Below are 22,643 nucleotides of genomic sequence, written 5' to 3' on the forward strand. Positions count from 1 at the left end.
AGGATCATCCAAAAAATAATGAGGGCTAAAACAAGAATAACGATGAAAAAGATTTGGAAATTTGTCATTTAAAAGTACCTTTTTGAAAGTTTTTCTTGTGTATTTTTACATTCAACACAAAGAGTTACAGATCCATAGCGCTGACGCTCAACAGGAATATCATTTCCGCATTCTTCACATTCAGTAAGAGAAGGGCGACTAAAGTCTTTAGGTTGAATTTGAACCTGTTTAAGTTGTAGTTCTTGGGCAATATCAATTTTGTCTGTCATGCGTGCTCCATTTTCCAAGTACGGTCTGGAGTAGGTAGATTTATTTCAGGATTAGGATGAGCTGGAGGGGAAAGCTGGATCTTTAATTCAAAAAATCCTTGAGCGGTAAAGCCACACTCTAAGTTTTGACACTGTCCCTGAAATGAACGGAGTAAAGGATTAAGTTCAGTACTTGAACGGATTGAAAAGGGTTCACCGCAGTGAGGGCATTTATAACGGGATCTTGGTCGAGCCATTTCGCTACCTATTGGTTTAATTATTTACGATTTTATAACAAAATCACTATAAATAGTGATTTATAATAATTTATATCGAAAATTGATTACATTTTTGTCCTTGCTTCCCCCAAAGCAAGGATTTTTTTTATTTGCCCTTTTTAGCTTTATCAATTCGGGCTTGTTCTCTTTTTAAAGCAATGGTTGCTGTCTTTTTAGTTTTATAGATTTTGATGAGCTTTAATGGATTGCTTTGATTACCTGAAGTAAGTTTCTGGTCTTTACCATTCTCACGATAAAAAATGATTACTCCGGTATAGTCAGCATAGTTGCGACCGATCCGTTTTTTATTTTGTTTTCTTAATTCTTTATCACCCTCTTTATCAGGCTCAAAAAGAGTTGAAACATCATCTGCATTTGGTAGCTGTACTTCTAATTCAACACTTGTTGTAAAACCGCTATCAGCTAAATTGTGAGTAACGTTGGTACCAAGCCATACAATGTCATCAATTTGAGGCTTTAACCCGGTGAATACAAACTCTTGTTCCGGGATAAGTTCGGGTTGGCCATATGCAAAGGTATAAGACAATTTTTGGGAAGAACGTTTGCACCGGTTGAATTCAGCCTGGCAAGCAAGCTCAGCTGTTTTTTTGTCACGGTGAACGTAACGGATCTCTTTTAAATTTTCCTCATTATCACCAATCACTACATATAGCTTTTTAGATTTACCAGCATCGTAATAGAACGCTTTAACGCCTGTAATTCTGTCGGTGCCAGTACCAGTCGTGTAATTGTGGCCATCACCATCAGATCTAAAAATTTGGGCGGTAGGAAGGGGTAATCCTGAAGCTGTTTGACTGGCTCCACGTGGCAATAAAATTAAGTGGCCATTTTTTACCGTAGCAATAGCATCATGTTCGTCTGCTATCCGGGTAATTAGATTTGCATCACTTTCGTTCTGAGCAATGTATGAAATCACTCGGCTGGCCAGTGTGTCATGCACAATTGTTTTAAGCGCATATTCAGCACCAACGGTTTCAAAAATCACCTGAATTGTTTTATTACTAAAGCTACGTTCACGCTTTTGTTTTAAACCTTCAGATACATCATTACTGAAGGCCGAAATGCTTAAAACGTCTGGTGCACCGCGGTGGGTGACGGATTCAACTTTGTATTTTCCTTTGTCGACCAGGCCTGTATTAGACCAACCGATCCACACCTGGATAATTGCGCCTTCAGGTGGAATTTCTAATTGCCCATCTGAATCATCAAGCTCAATATCCACCGAGTCCACAACAAGACCTCGATTGTCTTTAATACTGAGTGAAATTAAGCGGTCGACAACGAGAGGTGAGATGTCATTTCCATCAACTTCAAGTCGATAAATTGGGAAAGGATATTCAGTTTCAGCCTGATATGACTCAGCTGCGTCTTTTAGTTTGTTAGTGACTTGATTAAACATTTATATCAACCTATTAGCTACGCCACCAGCCATGCCTATGAGTGTGCCAAGTAGCGTCGGTTTCCATTCCTTTACGATTTTTAGTGTCAGGCTAAATTCTGTTTTACGTGCTGCACCATCTTTGAAGAAATAAGTTTTTGTCTCTTCCATATTTTCAATAATCACTAGGCCATAAATCTTTCCAGTACCTTCGATTAGGGTATAAGCCATGCCTGTATCTGCCATACGACGGACTTGGTCCAGAACAACACGGTTGTTTGTAAGCTCGTGGTAGATTTCTCCTTTCAGCGTAATTGTATCTTCACCTTTTCCCGTGAACTGATAAGCCGGGGTAGATCCAACCCGGCTATTACTTGGATGTCGCCAGTTGGTGACACGTTGAAGTTCTTGGTAAGCAGCTGTTCGTAATGAAAATACGAAAAGCCCTAGCGCCATCATCATCTTGTTTACTCCGTATCAGTTAAGAATCTACGACGGGCATCGCGTTCTTCTTGTTGGAGACGTACCATTTCAGCTCGTAATGCACGTGCTGTTTCACGCACTGGTTGACCGTGCTCAGCTTTAATGGTGATTTGAATTGTGTCGTTACTAATGAAACTGCCACCGCGTTGTGCACGAATAGGAGTCACTGGAGTGACCTTGGCTGTAGTGCCGGCACCAACTACATTCTGTGTTGCTTGCTGTGAGGCCCTAATAGGTAAGTTATGGTTTTGTGAAATACCCAAGGCCATACCTTGCATGGTGTAGTTACCAATGCCCATGAAGACTCGGGAAGGAGAGTGGATACCTAGGATATTCCTGGCTTTATCAATGACGCCTGTAACTGCTCCGGATAGAGCTGATTTTACTTCACCAATTTTGGACATAATCCCGTTTTTTAACCCGGTTAAAATCATTGCACCAAAGCCGGTGAATTTGGATGGCAGATCTACACCGAACCAGGACAAGACTTTTGCAAATGCAGCATAGAAAAGCCCAATTGGGGACCAGTTAATAATTAGGGCAGATACGCCTTTAATCCCGCCATTGAAGGCAGTTTTAACTGTATTCCAAATGCCCACAAAGAATCCTGAAATTGGTGTCCAGTATTTATAAATCAGGAAGGCTGCTGTAGCGATGAGGGTGATAGCCAAAATAATAGGATTGGCCATCATGAAACGTGAAACAGTTAAGAAGATTTTCCCCAGCCATAGCAAACTTGTGCCAAGAATCTTAATAGGCATAAGGAACATTTTAAAAAGACCGGTGATCATTCCAAAACCACTACCTAAAACACCTAGCGACATTCTAAGCATGGCTAATGGCCCAAGAATGGTGACTAGTCCCAAAGCTATTGCACTAATTCCACCTACAAGTAAAACACCGCCAGCCACGACTTTAGCAATCGTATTGGCGAGTTCTGGGTTCTTTTGCGCCCAAGCTGTGACATTCTCGGTGATATTAGTGAACCCAGTAATAAGCATTTTAAATTGAGGGGCTAACTGCTCACCAAACAGCGCAAGCATACTAGTGAATGTTCCACCAGCCGCATCTTTCAGATTTTTTAAAGTACTTAATTGGGCATTTACTCGGGTTTGTAAATCTGCCTGTTTCTGCATTTTGGCTATAACTTCGTTATAGCCAGTTTGCCCTTTATCAATCAGTAGATTTAAAGCTTGAATAGTCTCGGCATCATTACCAAACATATCTGAAAGGATAGGTAACCGTGCTTCAGTTGATAGACCTTTTAGTTTTTCAAGTTGCTGGAACATTTTATCTAGGCCACCAAACTCACCTTTACCATCGGTAAAGTTCATTTGAATACCAGTTCCACTATCCTTTAACGCCTTCGCAATTCCTTTAGAATCCATCATGGACTTGAAGATTTTGCTATACGCATTACCAGCTGCTTCACCAGCCATAGCTGCCTGATCTGCCATCACTAATAATGGAGCAATAGCTTTAGCACCTTTGAGTCCTTCAGCTTTGATTGTTTTCATACCAGCTGAGATTTTGGCAAAGCCTTGAAGCATATTTCCGCTATCAACACCTAGGTAATAACTACGCTGGATTACATCCATTAAACCCAGCATATCTTTTTCTGTGGTTTTAGTAGCATCCTGCATTTTTGCAGCAAATTCAGCAGCATCAGCGAACGGCATTTTCATTTGAACGCCTAGATAACCAGCTGCTTCACCAACTCCCCCCAGAATTGCTTTAGCTGATATACCTTGCTGAATAAGTACTGCCATCATGTTTTGAAAGTCAGCTGTTGTTCCGGGTAATTTTGTACCTAGACCATTCGCAAGTTTATTAATCTGGGCATATTCTTTAGATACTTGTCCATTAGCTTGCATCATTGAAACTCTCAGTCCCATTGCTGCATCTTCAGCATCTTCGTATTGCTTCAAGCTATAAGCCATTCCAGCTGTACCAACAGCACTAATTGCTAGACCTTTCTTAGCCAGATCTGAAGCTTTGGCCATACGTCCCTGCATTTGTTCAAACTGCTTTTGGGATTTAATGTGCCGTTCTAAAGAATCTTTTTGTCGGTTGATTTCCATCGTTGTGAGATGGATTTTATTCTTCAGCTCAGATTCATCATCAGCCAGGTTGTCAACACTGATACCAGCCTGATTAAGTTCACGCACCAAAGTAGTCATTTCAGAGCCTTGGTTTTTCTGTGCTGCCTTCAGACGTTTCTGTGCAGCTTCAGCATGTGCGAGATCCTTAACCATTTGCTCAGTAGGGGCACCAATATTCATGGCTGTTTTAAGCTGTTTAAGGGTTTCCTTATTTTGCTCAATGGCTTGTGTGGTTTTCTCAGATTGTTCTTTAAGCTGCTTAAAGCCTGAAATCTTGCGTTGTTGGGCTTCTAGTGCCTTCAGTTCAGATGAAGTCTTTTTAAAAGCATCTGATAAGGTTTTAGAGCCACCAACAATCGTTTTGATGGGTCCTGATAGTTTATCTACCGCATTAAAAAGGACTTCTAATTTTAAGTTTGACATTGGTGGACTCTTTTATTCAGAAGAATTTCTTTTCAGGGCCATACGATGCCATTTGCTCAATTCAACAATATCCATGTCATCGTAAGCACTAGGTGGCCAATGAAAGATGATGGCAATATTTGCTATTGCCTCATCAACATTATCGACAAGCTCTAAATCGTCTGAGCCTTGATTTCCTTCTGAACAGCTTCCGGGTACAAAAAAGTGACTAAATGCCCTCCAAGATTGGCGAAATCTACAGTATCCATTTGGTAGATCTGTTGTACGGTAAGTGCTGGTGATGTGACGCGAGGAAGTACCTTGCAAAGAGCATCTACATCATGTTGGTAAATTGCTTGCAGAGTTGTACCACTTAGAGCTTTAACACCAGGCTTACGAACAGTGATATGAGTAATCATATGTTCACCCATTTGAATTGGGACTACTAAAGCCACTACTTCCTCATTTGGGTTTTTGATGTGTTCCTGGTTAATTGCTTGATCAATTTGATTCATGTGGAAATATCCTAAAAGTTATAAAAAAACCTTCTGCAGTACTGGACTACAGAAGGGAAGGAAACTTAAATAATGCCGAGGATGTTGCGTTGTTTTTCAAGACGATCTACGCCACCGATCACTTCTTTCATGCCAAGAATGTCAATTTCGACTTCAACGACACCATTCACCGTCAGCTTGTAGTAAACACAGTTGGTCACGACTTTATGTTCTGTGTCTTCGCCAGGTGTTGATTCACCACTATCAATTTCTTCATGACGGCCTTTAACAACTACTTCTACGGCATCATATTCGCCATCGTCATCGCGCTGGTATGCACCAGCAAAACGGAGATAAACACCGTCAATTTTTTCCATACCGAATTGACGGAGTGTCAAAAGATCTAAACCACCCAAAGTTGATTCAAGCACTAAGCCATCATCGGACATGCCTAAATCGACTTTTACAGTCCCGTTCATACCACCGCCACGATAGTCTTCAGTTTTACGGGCTAACTTGGGTAAAGTCACAGTCTTAACTTTGCCCAAATAGCTATTCCCTTCATTAAAGAAGTTCATATTTTTTAATTTTGGAGGTAAAGCCATGCGTTATGCTCCTTAAGCTTTTACAGATGCAGCAAAGTTAGCGAGATAGCGATCAGTGATCCGTTGACGGAATGTCAAATCTTCTAACGGTGGGACAGGGGTGTAATCGTAATCAGTGGCCAATTTCCCCACCTTCAACGTAACTGGAGTATTTGCTTCCGGATCGAACCAGGCATCCCCACCAATAAGGTATTTATTACGCGTTAATTCACGAAGCTTGGCTTTTTGACCTTCGATAATGTCTGTGGCCAATGAACCATGAAGTGGTAAATCGTTTGCCCACATATGTGCTTCAGCCATGGTGTCGGCCAACACTTGAGCAGTACGTGTATAGTTTTCAAAAGCAAATAAAGGATCGTCTGAACAAGTACGAGATCCCCAGAAACGGAAGCCTTCATGCTGGATTAAAGTTGTGACTTCATTGCTGTTGAGATAGCCAGCGTCAGTTGCTGGATCTTGCAGATCCCAAGTCACATCAGCATCAATGCCAATAACACCTGATACTGCAACGTTTGACAGGGTTTTATGCCAGCCGATTTCGTTATCAATTTTAGCTCGTAGGCCCATAGCGACTGCTACCGCTGGAACTGTTTCTGTTTGAGCAGTTGTCGTATTAAATGCTACAAAATTTGGCCAAATGATCATAAGTTCACGTGCAGCAAAGGCTTCACGATACGCAACAGCCTCTTCCTTTGTTTTACAGCCCCATGCATAGGCATAAGCCATAGCACGCAACTTTTTAGCAATTACAACTAACTCAGTGGCCACAGCCTGAGTATCAAGCCCCGGGGCACCTAAAATACGTGGCTGAACACCTAATTTAGATTTGGCAACGAGAAGGGCTTTAAGGCCAGTATATTTTCCTTCAGCAGTTACAGTTCCAACGACGTTTGCAGTTTGAGCTGCTTCATCAACTGCAGTGGGTACACGGACCACGACACAAATAGCATTGGTTTGGTTGGCCATATTTTGAAGTACTTTTGCTAAAGTTCCGTTCTTACCAGCTTTAGCTACTGCAGCTTGTATATTTGTAATTAGTACTGCTTGGTTTTCTGGGAATACTAATGGGTCCGCATCATCCGAAGTTGCAACAAAGCCTGGAATTGCAGTTGCAATGGTTCGGATTGGCCGGATCCCGTCATTGAGTTCAAGGACACGGATTCCGTGGTGGTATTGATCTATAGCCATAAAAAAGCCTGTTAATTGAGGTTTTAATTCAACAAACAGGCTTGCATGACTAAATCAAAAGTGTAAGTTTCTTGATCTGTGAAAATGGTTTCTACAAGATTTGATCTTTTTCTATCAGCTTTAAAACATCTGGATTACTCTGTAAAAACTCTGCTAACTTTTGCTCTGGAGAGATTGGCTCTGGTAACTTAGGTTTTGGAATTAACTCCCAATTTACACCATTGTATCGAGGCCATTGATCATCAGGCCATTCTTTTGGTGGAGGTACTTCTGTACTATTCCCCGGCATTAAAAAAACACCAGGTTCAAGCGGAGATTCATCAGCTGTGGTTTTACAGATATAAAGCCCTGCTTGATTGTACTGGTAAACTATTTTCTCTTTCATAGAACCTCCAATATTTAGTATTTGATACAGCAGAGCCAAGCAACATTGCGTGGACGTGTTTCATCACCAATCACCCCAGATGGATTTGGTTGTGCATCTCCCACATCAGAACCATCATTTGTATAAAAATAACGGTTGTCATAATCGATCCCACCATTTGTTCCAATCTTGCCGAAACTTGGGGATGCACCAAAAGGCCAAACAATATTTTCATAAGCTTCACCCATAGAAAGATGTTTATGCTTTTGAACCTGTTGGCTTTGTCTACTACCTATAACACGACCAACATCTATACCTCGGCCATCATCTAATCCACGGGGAAACTCTGCGCGGCCGTCTGGTACATTAAAAGTTGTTACCCCATCTCCAGCGCCATAAGTTGTTCCAATAGCAGCAAATAAATCTGCATATACTGTTCTTGAAACAGCTGCAAAATTTGCCTTTAAAAAACCAGTAGGTGCCTTGTTCATTGCAAAATAAACAATTGCTCCAGCTGGTAAACCGTTGGCTTTAGCTTCATCTTTACTGTAAACATTCAGGTTTTGACGAGCTAACGGCTTGTTAAGGATATCTGCAAGATTCTGATCTTTTGCTAATGGGTAGGGTACAGATCCTAAAGGATCGTTTTGAACACCTAGAATTTTGGTACCAGCTGGATAACTTTTTCCAAGTACAGACTCAGTTGCACCATTTTCAGTCCACCCATCGACTCCTACAGCTTGATGTAAACGTATGCCATTAATATAGACAGCCAATCCGTTAGTTGTGACTGTTGACCAAGTCACATGGGTTTGGTCTGTTGCAAGTACTTGCTCTTCCTCAATTGAGTCAACAAAAATATTGACTTCAGATGCATTTCCCCACTCTACATCACCATCATTATTTGATTTCTTTTTTAAAACTTGGCCAGTGGTACCACCAGGCAAAAGTTTTGCTGTGTTAATAGTATTGATGATCCAGCTATGTGTGGCTATCACGACATTTGGATCAATTTTTAATTCAACAATTTCTGCATTTTTTACAAAAAAAGGAATGCGGAAAACCGTATCATTTGTAATACCATCTTGTGCAACTGGTTTTGTGATATCGGGTAGATTTCCGACCGCGAACAAATTCCCATTACTATCAAAAATACCGATCTCACGTATAACGAAACTACCAACTGCAGCTGGAATAATCAGTTCAGCAGTAAATTTCAAATCATTTTCAGGATCTTGATAAACACGATTTACTTCAGCTCTAAAACGTTCACGAACCAAAGCTGTCATGTTGGGATCGACTTTAATAGGTTGGCCACCACCATCACCCACAGCCATGTGGGTGAGACGAATTTGAGAACCTGTTGATTCGGCTTGTGCAAGTAACTGTAAGCCTAAGGTGGTATGAATAGATTTATATTTCATTTTTATTCTCTCAATAGGTCATACGCGCGATAACTTTACTTGCAATATATTGTGCTTGTAAGAGACGACCAGCGTTGTTTGGATGTAAACCGTCAGCAAGATATAAATGTTGATCACCTAGTTCAAAGTCTCGAATAATTCCACACTCATGATGTTGATCGATAAGAGTAAAGCCATATCGCAAGGCCATTTTTGATAAACCATCAACGATTGGGGCAAAAGCAGAAGATTCGACTGAAGCTCGTTGGAGAGGATTAGCATAGAAGCACACAGCATTCGGAAAGTTCTTTCTAATTGTCCAAAATGCCCATCTTGCAGCTTCTAAAGTTTTAGTTCGATCTAACTCTTCAAGGGTCGTTTTCGACATTGCTGTTTCATAGTCACCAAGAGTGCCGTTTATGTCGTTAGTACCCATCGCAACTATAATTAAATTTGGATTAACGCCATTTGCTATAGCTTGGTTAATTTGATAAGACGTTTTACGCCATGGGTCTTGTCCATATTCATAAAATGAGGCACCGCTGTATGCATAGTTATTGAATTCAGCGATTTCTAGAATGTCATGAAGATATGTTGGAAAATTTGGAAACGGTCTATCAAGTGAATCAAAGATACCTAGATCGACACGGCTTGTTTGACTAATTGAATCACCAATACCCAAATAGCTACAGTTAAATGCTTTTGAAATTATTCCACCACTTGAACTTGATCCTGATAACTCAGTTCCAAATAAAGCTTTTAAATTTCCTTTAACGTAAGGTGTATAAGCGGTCGCTGCAGATCCGCTTTCGATTTGAATAGTGTCTAAATTCAGCGCCCAAGTATCGTAACCATCTTTTAAACAAAGTTGAAAATAAACAGCATTGGCGGGTAAATCATTTATTGTAAAACTTGTTGTATTTAATGCAAAAGACCCATTACTAATCTTATTTTTGTCTTTATCTAGAAAGCGATATGCACGATAAGCAACAGCACTTGCTGTTAATCCGCTGACCGTTATCGATGTTAATCCTTTGATGAAAATCGGTTGTGTTGTAAAACTATTTAAGTTTTGCTCAAGTACACCATATTGCGTGATCCGAGAATTACTTAATAAGGGGATGGATTTATTAAAAATATTCTTCGACAAATTTTCAAAAACAGGTTCGACTATCGAAAAAACTTGAACAGGGTCAACATAAAAATCTGTACCATAAATATTTTTAAGTTTACCCCGAACATATGGGGTGTAAGCCGTCGCAACAGTGCCAGATTCAAACTGAATGGTACCCGGGTTTAACGTCCATGTATCAATGCCGTCTTTCAATGTGATTTGGAACCAAGCAGCATTAGCGGGAACAGAAATTACTTTGCCAGTCTTATTCAGATCTATCGGTTCATTTCGTATGTACTTTTTGTCTTTATCAAAAAAACGGTAAGCACGGTATGCAATATCACTTGCTGTTAAACCACTTACAGCAATTGAAGACATTCCCGCCACACTAATCAAAGGCGTAGTAACACTGTTCAGATGATACTCAAGGATACCTTTGTCGGTAATTCGGTAGTTGATAAGCAGGGGAGCATTTTTGTCAAAGAAATTCTTAGACAGACTTTCAAAAATTGGAGTAATACTGTTTATTGCACGGGCATCAAATGTAGCATCTCGATCAGCATTCACCGCGGCCTTAATAATTGTAGTAATGGCGGAATCGCCACTAAAAACGGTCCAATCTAAAGGCCAAACAGAAGAAGCATTTGAGAATCTGAATGCCAGCTTTTGAGCGTTAAAACACCAAACAAATTGACCGCAAACAGCATCCGAAATTGGCATCACAAAAGCAAAAGCCCACTGATTATTAATTGGGGGACGATTTAAACAATTATCCCATGTAGTACCACTTAGAAAATAATGAAAGCCACGTTCACGGAGGTTGTTCCAGTCAATAGGGTTTGTTATGACTTTAGGATTAACAATACCTAAAGTATTGAGGAACTGTTTAATCGTCTCGACCGGATCATAAATTGATTTTTTTAATATATTGCCATCCCAAGTATTTGTGCCCTGATTTGGTCCAGACTCATCAATGATAACAGTACTATTAATTGGGATTGTTGCTTTCTCAGCTTCAAAAGCTGCAATAGTCGCAAAGCTAAATTGACCTTGAATAATATCTTCTATACCAGCCTTTATTTGCATTAACAGCTCAATTCTGTCTGCCAGCGCATGAGCCTGTTCATTCATATTTCCATTTTCACCCCCAAATGCCAATTCATTTTCTTCCAGTAATCGAACTGGGGACCAGCGGGGTTGGCCAATAATTTCAGTCATATTAAAACGCCTTTATACCATTTAATTTTTGTGTACCATCAAGTCTCCAAGTTCCATCAAGTGTTAGAGAGCCTGGATAATTTGAATATTCATATTCACTGCCGACGAGTGTGAATAAAGCGATTTCAACTTGAAGTTCATTTGTGACAATGAGAGTTGAGTCAATAAGATGCGAACGTAAGTTCTTGTTGTTGCGAATGATCGTAAAGAGCTTTTTGTAGTGCTCGGGAGATACTTCAGCACTACTAGTTTCAATAAAAATCTTGAATGTGTAGGGTTCGCCAGGTGGTTGCATGTTGAACCATTCTTGAACCCGAACAGTAAAGCCCAATGCTCCCAATGCTGCTTCTAATCCGCCTAAGGTTCCTTTATGGCAGTGCACGCTATATGAGGCATTGATGACAGCTCTCTTTTGCTCATCAGACCAGGATATATCCCAGTCATCTACCGACTTTTCCCAAGCCAACCACGGCAGAACCACGGCTGGAGCTTCTAAAGGATCATTAAAAGATCGTGCAGGCGTTGGTAAATCAGATATTCGAGAGAACGCATATTCAAATGAATGTTCAAATACGGTTGAGTTTGGAGGTAATAATTTAGACATTACTCCTCCTTAATTGTGACAAGAATGTCAGAGCAATAAGCAGCTTGACCTGAGACGGGTTCAATTTTTGAAAGAGGTGAAATCAAATCAATATCAATGACTCCTTTGCGCTGAAGTGCACTGATAATTCCCGTAAGGGATACTTTAGTATTAAGCTTATGAACGGAATCGACATATTTTTTTACCTCAGTAATTGCATCCTGAAGAACAATATTTTTATCAGGACCATTTTCTATTTCTAAGACAGCTTCGACCTGATAGTGAATGATGCTTGCTGAGTAGACCTGAACATAATCGGTTAGAGGTCTAATAATTTTTTTATTTAAGGCCTGATCAACAATGTTAATAAGTTCTTCTGAAGCAGTACCATCACCTTCAGTTGAAAGTATATATATTGCTGCAATGCCTTTGTCAGGAGAAACTGGCTCAACATCTTTAACCCTTACATCAGCGTTCTTAGTATGAAAAATATATGAGCCTTCACTACCAGCTGTTGTGTAACCTTCGGGGGCAAGTTGAGTACGTTCTCGCAAAGAACTATCTGACTCCATTACAGCAGGGGTGGGGGGTATAGTCGTATTGTCAGCTGGAGTGATTGCTTTTCTATATAAATTTCTTTCAGCTGCTTTATGTTCCAAGTCATTACCTGAAGCGTAAGCAAGTAGTACTGCAAGAGCGGAGTCATTGGCTCTTTTTCTTAAAATCATTTCACGGTATGCAAAGACTTCAGCAAGTTTGTAGGCGGGATCTGATTCAAGCGCAATATAATCGCTACCAGACTGCCTCATTAGTTCATGAAACTCGTCTAAACCTTCTTTTAAAATGATTTCATAATCAATTTGCTCAACTACATCAGGTGGAGGTAGTTGAGATAAATCAATAGCAGTAAGAGATCCAGCCATAATCCACCTAGCTTGTTGCTGCGCCAAAAGATAAAGGGACGCTAATAGAAGAGAGTTGATTGTTATCAACCAGTGTGAAATTTAGATCCAGAACATAAGCGCCTAGATCTGCAATGCTCAGTGAGACGAAATGTAATGAAACTCTAGGTTCCCAGCGGATAATTGCAGTCGCAATTGCTGCGTAAAGCTGCATCTGCAAGATGTCATCAAATGGACCATCAATTAATTGAAAAACTAACGATCCATATTCTCGACGCATTATTCTTGTACCAACTGGAGTAGTCACAATGTCTTGAATGGATTGGTAGATATGATCTAGATCTACAACAATATTTTTTCCTGTTGTACGTGACATCATGGAATTGGTCCTCCAGACTCTCCGGATCCAGGCTGAACACCAGATGTTTTGTGATTTTTGAGACTAATGTCTCCAGCTTTAACATCACCTTCAGTACTGAAATCGCCTTTTGAATGACTGCTTCCTTGAACCAGTTGACTACCGCCGACAGTATTATTTCCTGTAGTGACTGAACTGCCGTTTACGAGTAGGTTTCCATTATGAGTTGTACCGCCTGAAACAGAATTTATAGTTAGACCATCATTTGCGTTTATGGTGACACCACCATTTGCGTTTATGGTGACACCACCATTTGCAGTTAATTCAACTGTTCCAGTAGATGGTAGGATGGCAGACAAATGATGTGCAGCAACGTCATAGGCAATGACACAACCATCCGCAAATACTCGTATTTTTTTATTTAAATCTTCAGATGGGGCCGGGTGTTCATTGTTATAAAGCCCATAAAAAACTACGCTGGTTGGGCCAATATCACCGCACGGTGAAACAACTATCACTTCCTCACCTTCAGAGGGAGGATCCCAAGTCGAATCTTTGCCAGAACGTGCATTAAAAAAGCGAATTTCAGGCGTAACGATATCGTCAAGATCTACAGTGACAAGGGGGATTGGTTTAGACGGATTTACGGTCTTGATAGTTCCGAACCGAATCAGATTTTCAAGACGACGATTGATGTCAGCATTCATGCCAACACTTTGCGTTAGAGTTTTTTTGTTTTCAGCAATTGGAGCTTGTGAAAATGGTTTTCACAAGTTGAGCTACTTAATATTGATGTGCTTAATGAATGATGACTCAACTAGATTAATTTCATTATCGGTAAATCCTAATAACTCACGTTTTGGATAAACTGTATCCGGAGCAGATTTAGTTGCCCTGTCTCTTAAACCAAATTGGTGTACTTTTGCAATTCGATTAATACGTCCAATAAAACCTACGGCAATTGATTCACTATTACTTAGTACTTTTAGGTGGGTATTGGATTTAATCCGGGAGAACATTTTTCTTTTAATTTTTCCTTTCTGGTCACGTAAGCGTGTACGTCTAGATATATAGGCTGAACCATCAGGGTTTTGCTGCGCTGTAATACGCTGGCGTTGGCTTGTACGAAGATCTCGTCCAATATTCTTAGCCAGTTTTGCCCTTTCACCCGGAGACAATCGATCCAATAATGGCTGAAGATAAAGAGCAAGATCCTGAATATTATTCATGGGCTTTTCCCTGGAAAGGGCATATCCAACGAACGTCCTTGCATATCAGCTGTACGCCAGGTTGCAAGAGTAGATCCATCCTTATCTATTAATTCAAAATCTGTAGGTGAACCGAATTCAGTATATTGTGGTTCAGTAGGATAGGAGATCTCAAATTTCCCTTCAGCATTCTTTTTTACAATGACACGTTCAGTTAAAGGTATTTTAAAGTGCAGATCGTATTTGCTGTTATCGATGAGTTCAGCTTCAAAAGTAATGGCTTCTTGTACTTTATTTAAATTGGCCATGAGTTCGGATTGGTTATCCATAATCCAGGTGAAAAGTACAACGCCAAACACATCTACATCACCGGCATAATCAGTAATGATCATATCTAGCGTATATGCCATTTCAAAGCTATATCCATTTGCTGCAGTACTCATTAATTTACCGTCATTAGCAAAGATGAGTAAGCGATCCGGATCCTGTGGTAGATCCGGAATCGCATTTAGCAAATATTCACGTAAAGCATGGGGCTTTTTCATGCTGCAGTTTTCTCACGATAAATTGGTTCAAGGTGATCCCATTCTTTTTGGAATTTTGCTTGATAGCCAAGTTTTTTATAATTTTTGCCGTTATAGAGTGTAAAGACTGTATCCCAATCTTGTTTACGTAAGGCTTCTAATAAGCCAGGTTTCCACTCGATAAAGCGAATAAACGCTTCTAGCTGGTTACCTTCACTAAGTTGCTGCTGATCAACAAATTCTTGAACAGATGAATAACCGAGATCTTTCCAGTTTTCACCCATGATTTGAAATTGTCCCCAGCTAGTAGACATTAGGGCAGATTCTTTATGAATGTTTATAGCCATACTTAAACGGGTATATTCAGCTGCATCACCTTTGTATCCTCCAGTTAATGTATTCACTAAATTTGGAGTAATTTTTACCTGGCTATTAGCAAATGTTTTACCTAATGTCTGGCATAAGTAAAAATACATTCGATGTCGTTCAAATAAAATTTTGGCTTTCCCATTTGGTAGAAAACCTACACCACGACCTTCAACAGCTCCAAAAACTCGAATAACTAATTCAGGAACTTTTAAACGTATTGCAGCTTTTTTATAGTCTTCATCTTTTAAAAATTTTCTTACTGAATCACCAGCTAAAGCTTGGCGAGTTTTATCACCGACCTTACCATCAGCTACTAAGCCAAATTTATGCTGGAGTTGAATTACTGCATATTCAGTACTTTCACCAAAATGACCATCTATTGAGAGGGGTTTACCTTTAATACCCTTGTAACCCATTTTAGCCAATTGCTTTTGCAGAGTTGCTACGGCATCACCTTTTGAACCATATTTTAAAATCATGTCGTATTCCAAATGAGTTTGGCCACATTACCTTTAGTGCGCCAGATGAGTACTGCAAGAAGGATTGCAAAGATGGCATCCCAGAGCGTAACTGGATCCTTAAAAAATAAGATATGCACCGATTGACCTAGAAAAGCTGCAATCAAAATTGCTGCAAAGAATGAATAGCCGCGGTGGAAATTTCCACCATGACTAAAGGTTGCAATACGAAAACCGCAAATGAGATAAGCTAAAACGGCAACGGTTTGAAATAACAATTCGATCATGACTTGCCACCTCGAAAGATGTTCAAAATATCGGACAGCTTTGCAGTTTTAACCCAATCAACAACCTTGATTAAGATGAATAAACAAAGTGTTGAAGTGATAAGGGCTGCCACTGCATCAGCTTTTAATAATGTATGTTCTGTAATTAATGGTGCACTGATATAACCAATACCAGTGGCCAATAACATATTGCGAATACGTTGGTAAGCATTTAAATCTTTTTCAAAAGTTGCAATAAATGCTGCCCCAAGTACTGCACCGAGCAACGCATTACCATTTATAAATGGAAGCAATGACACTGCACTTAGAGTGGCAATGGTTGCTGTAGAAGTTGTTGGTTCTGGCATAAATTCTCTCAATCCCAAAGCTGAACGCTTTGAACTTTATTTTGTGGAGTTGGGATGTCTGGTAATTGAACTTTAGTACCCATTGGAATGAATGGACCAAATTCAGAAAGATGAGGATTCGCTTCTAAAACTCGCTCAACTACACCAGTGCTACGGCCATATTCACGCCAGCAAATTGCGTCAACTGTGTCGTTTTGGATTGCATAGATTTCTTTCATCTAAACCAACTCCACATTCAAGCGACGAACTTTCTTTAAATCACGAATGGCAAAGCGTAAATCACGTTTATAGTCATCAATCGTCGGTGTTAGTTCTTCTGCTTTTTGGCTTCCGATGTTTGTAGTGTCATAAGATCGGTATCGTTCACAAAGTTCAGCTCCAGCTGCCGCTGTAACTGCTCGGAAATACAAAACAGCAGCTATAGATTTTCCATTAACCTGTTTAGTTGTAATTTCGACTAGTGTTGGGGCTTTGCTTAGTAAACTTTCCAGTTGTTCATTTACATGAATTACAGCAGCTTCTATTGCTGAAATAAGACGTTGATTGGTGATACTTGAATCTAAACGCAAAACTTCACGGACATAGTTGCTTGATACCGATGGAAAGAACGGATCACTATTGATTACAACGTCCTGAGTTGAAAAAGTACCGTTTGCAATTAATCCAGACATTTTTATTCTCAAATAGTTGAGGGGTGGAGATCTGAACCAAAAACAGAACAAAAGATGTTTGAATCTGGTCAGATCTGCCCCTCGGTGGGTGCTGGGCACTCGTTAAGAAGAAACTCCCTCAAATACCTGATTGCCAAAATCATCAACAACAGGGGTTCCATCGGCATTGAGTAATGGCTGAGGTGGGTTTTCTTCTAATTGTTTTTTTAGTAAACGTTCAGACTTTTGAAGGTCTTGTTTACCTCCACAATTTTCATTGTATTTAATGGCTTCTTTTAGCCACTCTACTGCTTGTGAGTAGATCTCTTTCTGTAAGAAAACGCGGCCAATCGCGACATAGAGCTTTGCTCGGATTTGATCATGCATGCTGAAGTCAGAAGTAATACTAATGGCCTGTTTTAAAACTGATAAATCAAAAACTTTGCCTTCCGCATAGGCCGCTTTTGCAGCATTACCGATTTCTTCAGCAACAATAGATGCAGTATCACGGCTGAAGGTGTCAGGCATTGAAAGACCATGTTTTAAAGCAAACTCAGCAATACGAAGACCATCTTCAAACATGTCAGCGTCAAAGCACCACAACATAATGGTTGTGACAACATCGTCCTTCAGATCAGGTGCACGCTCTTCAATTGAAAGAATGCCTTCAACATAGGGCATGTATTTTGGTATAAGCGTTGCTTTGTATTGGGCACGTTCAATTTCAGACTTAACGTTACGCAATAAGTTTTGGTCATTTTTTAATTCAGCCAGTTGCAACATATAAACACTGGCATCTTCACGAACACCACCAAATTCATTTTCAGCATTAGCAGCTGCTTTAGCTGCTAATGACTGAAGGCGATGTCGTCGAGCTGGACTCAACATAAATCACCTCTTATTGAATTGTGATGTTTTCAACAAGACCTACTTTTTCATAGGCCTCAATGACATAAGCTTCATTTGAAGATTGATAATCTTCAATGCGGTTCTTACTTGGCTTTTCATTAATGTGACGACGCTTAGCATCTTTCTGATAGTAAATTGAGAGATTATCAAGCGAAGTAACAAGAAGGGCATTGTCTGGGAAGTGAGGCACACGGATTGCTGGTAAACCACCAATTTGTTTTTGGCCAACTAAGATCTGACCAGCTAAAACATTCTGGTTATCTGCAGCGTTGTTTACGATTGGGAAGTTTTTATCTGCAAGTAACTGACGGCCACAAATCACAACTAAATCAGTGTCATCTTGATGTACTTCATCAATCAACTCATTAACAACGTCTTGTACAAGAGCATCAAGATTTTTGTATGTACCTGTACCACCAACAGTCACGTCTGCCATTACGCGGTCAGCAGCATTTAGACGAATTTTTTCTAACCAACCTACGTTCACATCTTGTAGTTTAGGGTTAGTCGCTCGGTTGGTTGTAGCTGCTGCAGTCTTACCGTTAAAGCCAATCATAATACGATCTAACGCAATAGATTTGGCAATCGCATTCGTCCAACGCGCATGAAAATCTGGGAACACGGCCCATGCATCAAGCTTTTCATAGCCAATAGCAACGTCAAAATCGGTTTTGATACATTCATAATTATCTGCACCGAAGCCTGTTGGATCTACTGGCGTACGTTCACCTGAACCTGATGTATCTGTACGACCTGCAATTGTTTGGTTTACAGACAAGCCAATCGCTTGACCCTTCGGATTAATCACGCCAATGACATTAATTTTAGAAAGAAATTCACTTGAAGCTTGAATTTTATCTTCCATCTTTTGAGCTGGAACCGGAGCAACATTAAAGGTATGAGCTACAGACCCAACACCATTAATTTCGGCTAGTTTTTGAAGACTGTGGTTATATTTAATTCGTGTATCGTTACGCATAAGTTCGCTCTCTAATTAGCAATCAATTTGTTCTGAGAAATTGCCTGTATTTTCGGGAGCAGGCGGTGTGTCGGGGTGTGGCTCTTGACTCAGCTTAACTTTCAAAGCTTTAAAGTCTTTTTCGAGGGTGGAGTACTTTGTTTTGAACTCTTGGAGTTCTTGCTGAGTTTCACCAAAGGTTTTAGCAATCTGCTCAATTGACTTTGCAACTTCAGTAAATTGGCCTTTGTTTTTCTGATCCTGTTCTTCTTGTTGTGGCTTTAGCCAATTCATAACGGTATTGAACAAGCCTGTAACTGCCAGCTCTTCTTCAAACTGTAAATCGACTTCTTCAGCAGCAGTGAAAAGATTGTCTTTGTGCTGCTTTTTAGAAGTAAAAGGACTCGCTTCAGGATTGTTAGCCGCAAACTCCATGATTTGCGTACCTAAAGAAGCAGGTGTGTCAGTGAACGCAATGCCAACTAAATACGCTTCATTGGTATCCGCAAAGCTTGGGTTAACTTCAATTGAGTTAAACAGTTTTTGTTTTCGGCCATGCATCTCAATGAGATTATCGAAGGCTTCAAGCTGAGCATATAAAGCCCATTTCTTTTGCCCAGCAATTTCATCTTCTTGAGCTTTTAGAGCAATTACTTTTGCATAATTTCCAAAAGTAGAATCTGGCGAAATACCACGGAAGTGTTCAATGTTTGCTAAGGCGGTATAAGTATTCTGGCTATAGTTTTTAGCCATTTGTTGAATCCAAGCTGCTTCAATCTGGCGGCCATCAGTGGTGGCTCCAGCAACTGCAACTCGATAAAACTTGGATTTCTTACTCATGAGGTTTGAATCCTGCTTAATATTTAAATAATTCATAATTTACGTAGTAAGCAGAATCGGAATTAAACCTAAAAGAATCAATGAAACTCCCTTGTGAAAACAGTTTTCACAAGGTCTGTACAGTGAATCAATAAATTGAAGTTGGCTTAATAAGCCAATGAATACGACACTTGAAAATACACCTCTGACTTTTGATAACCGCCTCTTAGCAAAGTTCTTGTACTGGATGGGGTGGCGAATCAGCTCGATTGCAGAATACTTAAAAGAAAAAGACAAAAATGTTCATGCGTGGAAGGCACGAGATGAGTGGGACGAGCAAGCACCTGAGGGGAGAGTCGCGCAGGCTTTAGAGGCCCAACTTGTAAAGCTCATCATTATAGAGAAAAAAACACCAGGTGATTTTAAAGAAATTGATTTGCTTATGCGTCAACTGGAGCGCATGGCTAAAATCAATAAATACAACAATGGCGGTAATGAAACGGACCTTAACCCTAATTTAAAAAATAGAAATGCAGGTCCACGTAAACCCACTGCTAGAAATGTGCTTACAGAAGAACAAATTGAAAAGCTTCTTGAAGATTTCGATGAGGGTTTATTTGAATATCAAAAAGTATGGTACCGAGCACGTGAACAGCGTAACCGTGCGCTCTTAAAATCACGTCAGATTGGTGCCACATTCTATTTTGCCCGTGAAGCTTTAATCAAAGCCGTAACGACTGGCCGTAATCAAATTTTCTTGTCTGCTTCTAAAGCTCAGGCACATGGCTTTAAAACTTACATTAAAGATTTTGTTCTTCAGTCAATTGGTGTGGATCTACAGGGTGATCCAATCACAATCACTCTACCGACCAATGAAACAGTTCAACTCATTTTCTTAAGTACAAATGCCAAGACTGCCCAAAGTTACCATGGCGATTTGTACTTTGATGAATTCTTCTGGGTAAATGGCTTTGCCACACTTAAAAAAGTGGCTTCTGCTATGGCAGCTCAAAAACAATATAAAAAGACTTACTTCTCAACACCTTCAAGTAAATCACACGAAGCCTATAAGTTCTGGACAGGTGAGGCATATAACAAAGGCCGAACTAAAGATAAGCAAGTTGAAGTAGATACAAGTCATGAAACTTTAAGGGATGGTGCACTTTGTAATGACCAGATGTGGCGACACATCGTCAATATTTATGATGCTGAACGCCAAGGCTGTGACCTGTTTGATATTGACGAGCTGATTGCAGAAAACAGTGCAGATGAATTTGCAAACTTGTATATGTGTGAGTTTGTTGACGATGGCCAGAGCGTATTTCCTTTAAGCCTGATTCAACCTTGTATGGTGGACTCATGGGAACTTTGGGCCAAAGACTTTAAACCGTTAGCAATAAGGCCATTTGGAAGTAAACAAGTATGGGTGGGCTATGACCCGGCTGAATCTGGCGACAGTGCAGGCTTGGTCGTGGTTGCCCCACCAGAACCCACTTACAACAAGTTCCGTTTATTAGAACATCATCAGTTCAAAGGAATGGACTTTGCAAGTCAGGCACTGTTCATCAAGAAAATTTGCCAAAAGTATCGGGTGACTTATCTCGGTATGGACAAGTCAGGAATGGGAACTGGTATTGCTCAGTTAGTTTTAGATTTTTTCCCCAACCTTACGACCTTTACATATTCAGTCGATGTCAAAACTCAATTGGTCATGAAGGGTATGGATGTCATCAACAAAGGGCGCTTTGAGTTTGATGCTGGTTCAACTGAAGTGGCTCAATCCTTAATGGCCATAAAAAAGACCTTAACAGCTTCTCAGAAACAAATGACTTTTGAAGCTTCACGTGCCGAGAACATTGGTCACGCAGATTTAGCATTTGCCATATTTCACGCCTTCTTTAACGAACCGTTATCTTTAGAAAATGACGGAAATTCTAAAAAATCCTCAATGGAGATTTACTAAATGTCAGACAGTAAAGTTCAAGCTTTTTCATTTGGAGATCCTGAACCGGTTCTAAATAACCATGACTTTTCAGGTTACTTTGAGACTTGGTTAAATGGACGGTATTTTGAACCGCACATTAGCTTAAATGGTCTGGCTAAATCATTCCGTTCTACACCATATCTTTCTACAGCCATTATCTATAAAAAGAATCAGCTTGTTTCTTCATTCAAAACGCACAAACTGCTTAGCTCAGCAAACTTTGAACGAATAGTTTTAGATAATCTAGTTTATGGCAATGGATATTTGCAACGCATTGATAACCGTTTAAAAGATCCGCTTAAATTCAAAGGATTGATGGGTAAGTACGTTCGACGAATGAAAGAATCTAATCAATTTTTAATGTTGATGGATGGCTTTAATGAACACGAATTTGCAGAGGGTTCAATTTGTCACATTAAAACTTCAGATGTTGACCAAGAAATATATGGCTCACCAGAATACTTATCTGCTTTACAGTCTGCATGGCTTAATGAGTCGGCAACTTTATTCCGTCGCAAGTACTACAACAATGGATCTCATGCAGGATTCATCTTGTACATGACCGATTCTGGAATAGACGATGAAGATGTTGAGTCACTTAAACAGGCAATGAAAGACTCCCGTGGACCAGGGAACTTTAAAAATTTATTTCTTCATGCACCAGGGGGCAAAAAGGATGGTTTGCAACTGATACCAATTAGTGAACTGGCTGCAAAGGACGAGTTTCTCAACATCAAATCAATCACTCGTGATGACATTCTTGCTGCCTTCAGAACTCCACCGCAACTGCTAGGAATCATTCCTTCAAATGCTGGAGGTTTTGGATCTATAAAAGATGCACGAGAGGCTTATTGGTATAATGAAATTATTCCAGAGCAAGCTCGAATTGCTAATAGTGTTAATGAATGGGCAGCGGACGATATTGTAATGTTTAAATCTTGGAGAGAAATGGATCCGGCTTTAAATTAAAAAAAATATTTTATTAATCA

Annotated in this window: 28 protein-coding genes; 2 read left to right on the plus strand and 26 right to left on the minus strand. The window is 40.0% G+C overall.

Features of this window, described 5'->3' with window-relative positions:
* Positions 1-68 precede the first annotated feature (68 nt).
* The 26 genes from ACT53H_RS15405 to ACT53H_RS15530 all read right to left on the minus strand — a co-directional run bounded on the left by ACT53H_RS15405 (position 69) and on the right by ACT53H_RS15530 (position 19,691).
* Positions 69-269, minus strand: coding sequence for a TraR/DksA C4-type zinc finger protein (locus tag ACT53H_RS15405; RefSeq protein WP_000130086.1), 201 nt, complete (start codon positions 267-269; stop codon positions 69-71).
* Positions 266-505, minus strand: a complete 240-nt coding sequence (locus ACT53H_RS15410) for an ogr/Delta-like zinc finger family protein (protein WP_000113727.1) — start codon at positions 503-505, stop codon at positions 266-268. Before ACT53H_RS15410 ends, ACT53H_RS15405 begins: the two co-directional genes overlap by 4 nt.
* A gap of 127 nt (positions 506-632) precedes the next feature.
* Entirely contained in the window at positions 633-1,946 is a 1,314-nt protein-coding gene (locus ACT53H_RS15415) for a contractile injection system protein, VgrG/Pvc8 family (protein ID WP_476009588.1), read from the minus strand.
* Positions 1,947-2,387, minus strand: a complete 441-nt coding sequence (locus ACT53H_RS15420) for a phage tail protein (protein WP_038347309.1) — start codon at positions 2,385-2,387, stop codon at positions 1,947-1,949.
* A 5-nt stretch (positions 2,388-2,392) separates the two neighbouring features.
* Positions 2,393-4,933 (minus strand): phage tail tape measure protein, encoded by a 2,541-nt coding sequence (locus ACT53H_RS15425; RefSeq protein ID WP_476009589.1) that lies wholly within the window; start codon positions 4,931-4,933, stop codon positions 2,393-2,395.
* A gap of 12 nt (positions 4,934-4,945) precedes the next feature.
* Positions 4,946-5,059 carry a GpE family phage tail protein gene (locus ACT53H_RS15430; protein WP_078204237.1) on the minus strand — a complete coding sequence of 38 codons (114 nt, stop codon included), beginning with the start codon at positions 5,057-5,059 and terminating at the stop codon, positions 4,946-4,948.
* Positions 5,060-5,085: 26 nt separating this feature from the next.
* Positions 5,086-5,427, minus strand: coding sequence for a phage tail assembly protein (locus ACT53H_RS15435; protein WP_368678445.1), 342 nt, complete (start codon positions 5,425-5,427; stop codon positions 5,086-5,088).
* A 65-nt stretch (positions 5,428-5,492) separates the two neighbouring features.
* Positions 5,493-6,011, minus strand: coding sequence for a phage major tail tube protein (locus tag ACT53H_RS15440; protein ID WP_476009590.1), 519 nt, complete (start codon positions 6,009-6,011; stop codon positions 5,493-5,495).
* A gap of 12 nt (positions 6,012-6,023) precedes the next feature.
* The gene (locus ACT53H_RS15445; RefSeq protein ID WP_476009591.1) at positions 6,024-7,199 is read right to left on the minus strand and encodes a phage tail sheath protein; all 1,176 of its coding nucleotides are present in this window, start codon (positions 7,197-7,199) and stop codon (positions 6,024-6,026) included.
* Between the two features lie 91 nt (positions 7,200-7,290).
* Positions 7,291-7,584 carry a phage tail protein gene (locus tag ACT53H_RS15450; protein ID WP_476009592.1) on the minus strand — a complete coding sequence of 98 codons (294 nt, stop codon included), beginning with the start codon at positions 7,582-7,584 and terminating at the stop codon, positions 7,291-7,293.
* 14 nt (positions 7,585-7,598) lie between these two features.
* Complete coding sequence (locus tag ACT53H_RS15455) at positions 7,599-8,987, minus strand: phage tail-collar fiber domain-containing protein (protein ID WP_476009593.1); 1,389 nt, start codon at positions 8,985-8,987, stop codon at positions 7,599-7,601.
* Between the two features lie 10 nt (positions 8,988-8,997).
* Entirely contained in the window at positions 8,998-11,298 is a 2,301-nt protein-coding gene (locus ACT53H_RS15460) for a GDSL-type esterase/lipase family protein (protein WP_476009594.1), read from the minus strand.
* A 1-nt stretch (position 11,299) separates the two neighbouring features.
* On the minus strand, positions 11,300-11,902 hold the full coding sequence (locus ACT53H_RS15465; protein ID WP_476009595.1) for a phage tail protein I: 603 nt from the start codon (positions 11,900-11,902) through the stop codon (positions 11,300-11,302).
* Entirely contained in the window at positions 11,902-12,804 is a 903-nt protein-coding gene (locus ACT53H_RS15470) for a baseplate assembly protein (RefSeq protein WP_476009596.1), read from the minus strand. Before ACT53H_RS15470 ends, ACT53H_RS15465 begins: the two co-directional genes overlap by 1 nt.
* 7 nt (positions 12,805-12,811) lie before the next feature.
* Positions 12,812-13,162, minus strand: a complete 351-nt coding sequence (locus ACT53H_RS15475; RefSeq protein ID WP_476009597.1) for a GPW/gp25 family protein — start codon at positions 13,160-13,162, stop codon at positions 12,812-12,814.
* Complete coding sequence (locus tag ACT53H_RS15480) at positions 13,159-13,848, minus strand: phage baseplate assembly protein V (RefSeq protein ID WP_476009598.1); 690 nt, start codon at positions 13,846-13,848, stop codon at positions 13,159-13,161. The genes ACT53H_RS15475 and ACT53H_RS15480 overlap by 4 nt, the downstream gene beginning before the upstream one ends.
* A 72-nt stretch (positions 13,849-13,920) precedes the next feature.
* Positions 13,921-14,370 (minus strand): phage virion morphogenesis protein, encoded by a 450-nt coding sequence (locus tag ACT53H_RS15485; RefSeq protein WP_476009599.1) that lies wholly within the window; start codon positions 14,368-14,370, stop codon positions 13,921-13,923.
* Entirely contained in the window at positions 14,367-14,894 is a 528-nt protein-coding gene (locus tag ACT53H_RS15490) for a phage tail protein (protein WP_476009600.1), read from the minus strand. Before ACT53H_RS15490 ends, ACT53H_RS15485 begins: the two co-directional genes overlap by 4 nt.
* The gene (locus ACT53H_RS15495) at positions 14,891-15,721 is read right to left on the minus strand and encodes an N-acetylmuramidase domain-containing protein (RefSeq protein ID WP_476009601.1); all 831 of its coding nucleotides are present in this window, start codon (positions 15,719-15,721) and stop codon (positions 14,891-14,893) included. The genes ACT53H_RS15490 and ACT53H_RS15495 overlap by 4 nt, the downstream gene beginning before the upstream one ends.
* Positions 15,718-15,987 (minus strand): phage holin family protein, encoded by a 270-nt coding sequence (locus ACT53H_RS15500; RefSeq protein WP_476009602.1) that lies wholly within the window; start codon positions 15,985-15,987, stop codon positions 15,718-15,720. The genes ACT53H_RS15495 and ACT53H_RS15500 overlap by 4 nt, the downstream gene beginning before the upstream one ends.
* Positions 15,984-16,334, minus strand: a complete 351-nt coding sequence (locus ACT53H_RS15505) for a putative holin (protein WP_001114936.1) — start codon at positions 16,332-16,334, stop codon at positions 15,984-15,986. The genes ACT53H_RS15500 and ACT53H_RS15505 overlap by 4 nt, the downstream gene beginning before the upstream one ends.
* 8 nt (positions 16,335-16,342) lie before the next feature.
* Positions 16,343-16,552 carry a tail protein X gene (locus ACT53H_RS15510; protein ID WP_086263074.1) on the minus strand — a complete coding sequence of 70 codons (210 nt, stop codon included), beginning with the start codon at positions 16,550-16,552 and terminating at the stop codon, positions 16,343-16,345.
* The gene (locus ACT53H_RS15515; RefSeq protein WP_476009603.1) at positions 16,553-17,005 is read right to left on the minus strand and encodes a head completion/stabilization protein; all 453 of its coding nucleotides are present in this window, start codon (positions 17,003-17,005) and stop codon (positions 16,553-16,555) included.
* Between the two features lie 102 nt (positions 17,006-17,107).
* Positions 17,108-17,872 carry a phage terminase small subunit gene (gene gpM / locus ACT53H_RS15520; protein ID WP_476009604.1) on the minus strand — a complete coding sequence of 255 codons (765 nt, stop codon included), beginning with the start codon at positions 17,870-17,872 and terminating at the stop codon, positions 17,108-17,110.
* Between the two features lie 10 nt (positions 17,873-17,882).
* Entirely contained in the window at positions 17,883-18,872 is a 990-nt protein-coding gene (locus ACT53H_RS15525; protein WP_476009605.1) for a phage major capsid protein, P2 family, read from the minus strand.
* A 15-nt stretch (positions 18,873-18,887) separates the two neighbouring features.
* Positions 18,888-19,691 carry a GPO family capsid scaffolding protein gene (locus ACT53H_RS15530; protein ID WP_476009606.1) on the minus strand — a complete coding sequence of 268 codons (804 nt, stop codon included), beginning with the start codon at positions 19,689-19,691 and terminating at the stop codon, positions 18,888-18,890.
* 157 nt (positions 19,692-19,848) lie between these two features.
* Here ACT53H_RS15530 and ACT53H_RS15535 point away from each other — a divergent pair, with 157 nt between their 5' ends.
* Together ACT53H_RS15535 and ACT53H_RS15540 are read left to right on the plus strand one after the other, a co-directional pair.
* Positions 19,849-21,633 (plus strand): terminase large subunit domain-containing protein, encoded by a 1,785-nt coding sequence (locus tag ACT53H_RS15535; RefSeq protein ID WP_476009607.1) that lies wholly within the window; start codon positions 19,849-19,851, stop codon positions 21,631-21,633.
* Positions 21,634-22,623 (plus strand): phage portal protein, encoded by a 990-nt coding sequence (locus ACT53H_RS15540; protein WP_476009608.1) that lies wholly within the window; start codon positions 21,634-21,636, stop codon positions 22,621-22,623.
* Positions 22,624-22,643 lie beyond the last annotated feature (20 nt).

Source organism: Acinetobacter sp. DMC2 (assembly GCF_056314305.1).

Coding starts and splice junctions, on each gene's coding strand:
- ACT53H_RS15405 (WP_000130086.1), bottom strand. CDS start 269: ATGACAGACAAAATTGATATTGCCCAAGAACTACAACTTAAACAGGTT.
- ACT53H_RS15410 (WP_000113727.1), bottom strand. CDS start 505: ATGGCTCGACCAAGATCCCGTTATAAATGCCCTCACTGCGGTGAACCC.
- ACT53H_RS15415 (WP_476009588.1), bottom strand. CDS start 1,946: ATGTTTAATCAAGTCACTAACAAACTAAAAGACGCAGCTGAGTCATAT.
- ACT53H_RS15420 (WP_038347309.1), bottom strand. CDS start 2,387: ATGATGATGGCGCTAGGGCTTTTCGTATTTTCATTACGAACAGCTGCT.
- ACT53H_RS15425 (WP_476009589.1), bottom strand. CDS start 4,933: ATGTCAAACTTAAAATTAGAAGTCCTTTTTAATGCGGTAGATAAACTA.
- ACT53H_RS15435 (WP_368678445.1), bottom strand. CDS start 5,427: ATGAATCAAATTGATCAAGCAATTAACCAGGAACACATCAAAAACCCA.
- ACT53H_RS15440 (WP_476009590.1), bottom strand. CDS start 6,011: ATGGCTTTACCTCCAAAATTAAAAAATATGAACTTCTTTAATGAAGGG.
- ACT53H_RS15445 (WP_476009591.1), bottom strand. CDS start 7,199: ATGGCTATAGATCAATACCACCACGGAATCCGTGTCCTTGAACTCAAT.
- ACT53H_RS15450 (WP_476009592.1), bottom strand. CDS start 7,584: ATGAAAGAGAAAATAGTTTACCAGTACAATCAAGCAGGGCTTTATATC.
- ACT53H_RS15455 (WP_476009593.1), bottom strand. CDS start 8,987: ATGAAATATAAATCTATTCATACCACCTTAGGCTTACAGTTACTTGCA.
- ACT53H_RS15460 (WP_476009594.1), bottom strand. CDS start 11,298: ATGACTGAAATTATTGGCCAACCCCGCTGGTCCCCAGTTCGATTACTG.
- ACT53H_RS15465 (WP_476009595.1), bottom strand. CDS start 11,902: ATGTCTAAATTATTACCTCCAAACTCAACCGTATTTGAACATTCATTT.
- ACT53H_RS15470 (WP_476009596.1), bottom strand. CDS start 12,804: ATGGCTGGATCTCTTACTGCTATTGATTTATCTCAACTACCTCCACCT.
- ACT53H_RS15475 (WP_476009597.1), bottom strand. CDS start 13,162: ATGATGTCACGTACAACAGGAAAAAATATTGTTGTAGATCTAGATCAT.
- ACT53H_RS15480 (WP_476009598.1), bottom strand. CDS start 13,848: ATGAATGCTGACATCAATCGTCGTCTTGAAAATCTGATTCGGTTCGGA.
- ACT53H_RS15485 (WP_476009599.1), bottom strand. CDS start 14,370: ATGAATAATATTCAGGATCTTGCTCTTTATCTTCAGCCATTATTGGAT.
- ACT53H_RS15490 (WP_476009600.1), bottom strand. CDS start 14,894: ATGAAAAAGCCCCATGCTTTACGTGAATATTTGCTAAATGCGATTCCG.
- ACT53H_RS15495 (WP_476009601.1), bottom strand. CDS start 15,721: ATGATTTTAAAATATGGTTCAAAAGGTGATGCCGTAGCAACTCTGCAA.
- ACT53H_RS15500 (WP_476009602.1), bottom strand. CDS start 15,987: ATGATCGAATTGTTATTTCAAACCGTTGCCGTTTTAGCTTATCTCATT.
- ACT53H_RS15505 (WP_001114936.1), bottom strand. CDS start 16,334: ATGCCAGAACCAACAACTTCTACAGCAACCATTGCCACTCTAAGTGCA.
- ACT53H_RS15510 (WP_086263074.1), bottom strand. CDS start 16,552: ATGAAAGAAATCTATGCAATCCAAAACGACACAGTTGACGCAATTTGC.
- ACT53H_RS15515 (WP_476009603.1), bottom strand. CDS start 17,005: ATGTCTGGATTAATTGCAAACGGTACTTTTTCAACTCAGGACGTTGTA.
- gpM (WP_476009604.1), bottom strand. CDS start 17,872: ATGTTGAGTCCAGCTCGACGACATCGCCTTCAGTCATTAGCAGCTAAA.
- ACT53H_RS15525 (WP_476009605.1), bottom strand. CDS start 18,872: ATGCGTAACGATACACGAATTAAATATAACCACAGTCTTCAAAAACTA.
- ACT53H_RS15530 (WP_476009606.1), bottom strand. CDS start 19,691: ATGAGTAAGAAATCCAAGTTTTATCGAGTTGCAGTTGCTGGAGCCACC.
- ACT53H_RS15535 (WP_476009607.1), top strand. CDS start 19,849: ATGAATACGACACTTGAAAATACACCTCTGACTTTTGATAACCGCCTC.
- ACT53H_RS15540 (WP_476009608.1), top strand. CDS start 21,634: ATGTCAGACAGTAAAGTTCAAGCTTTTTCATTTGGAGATCCTGAACCG.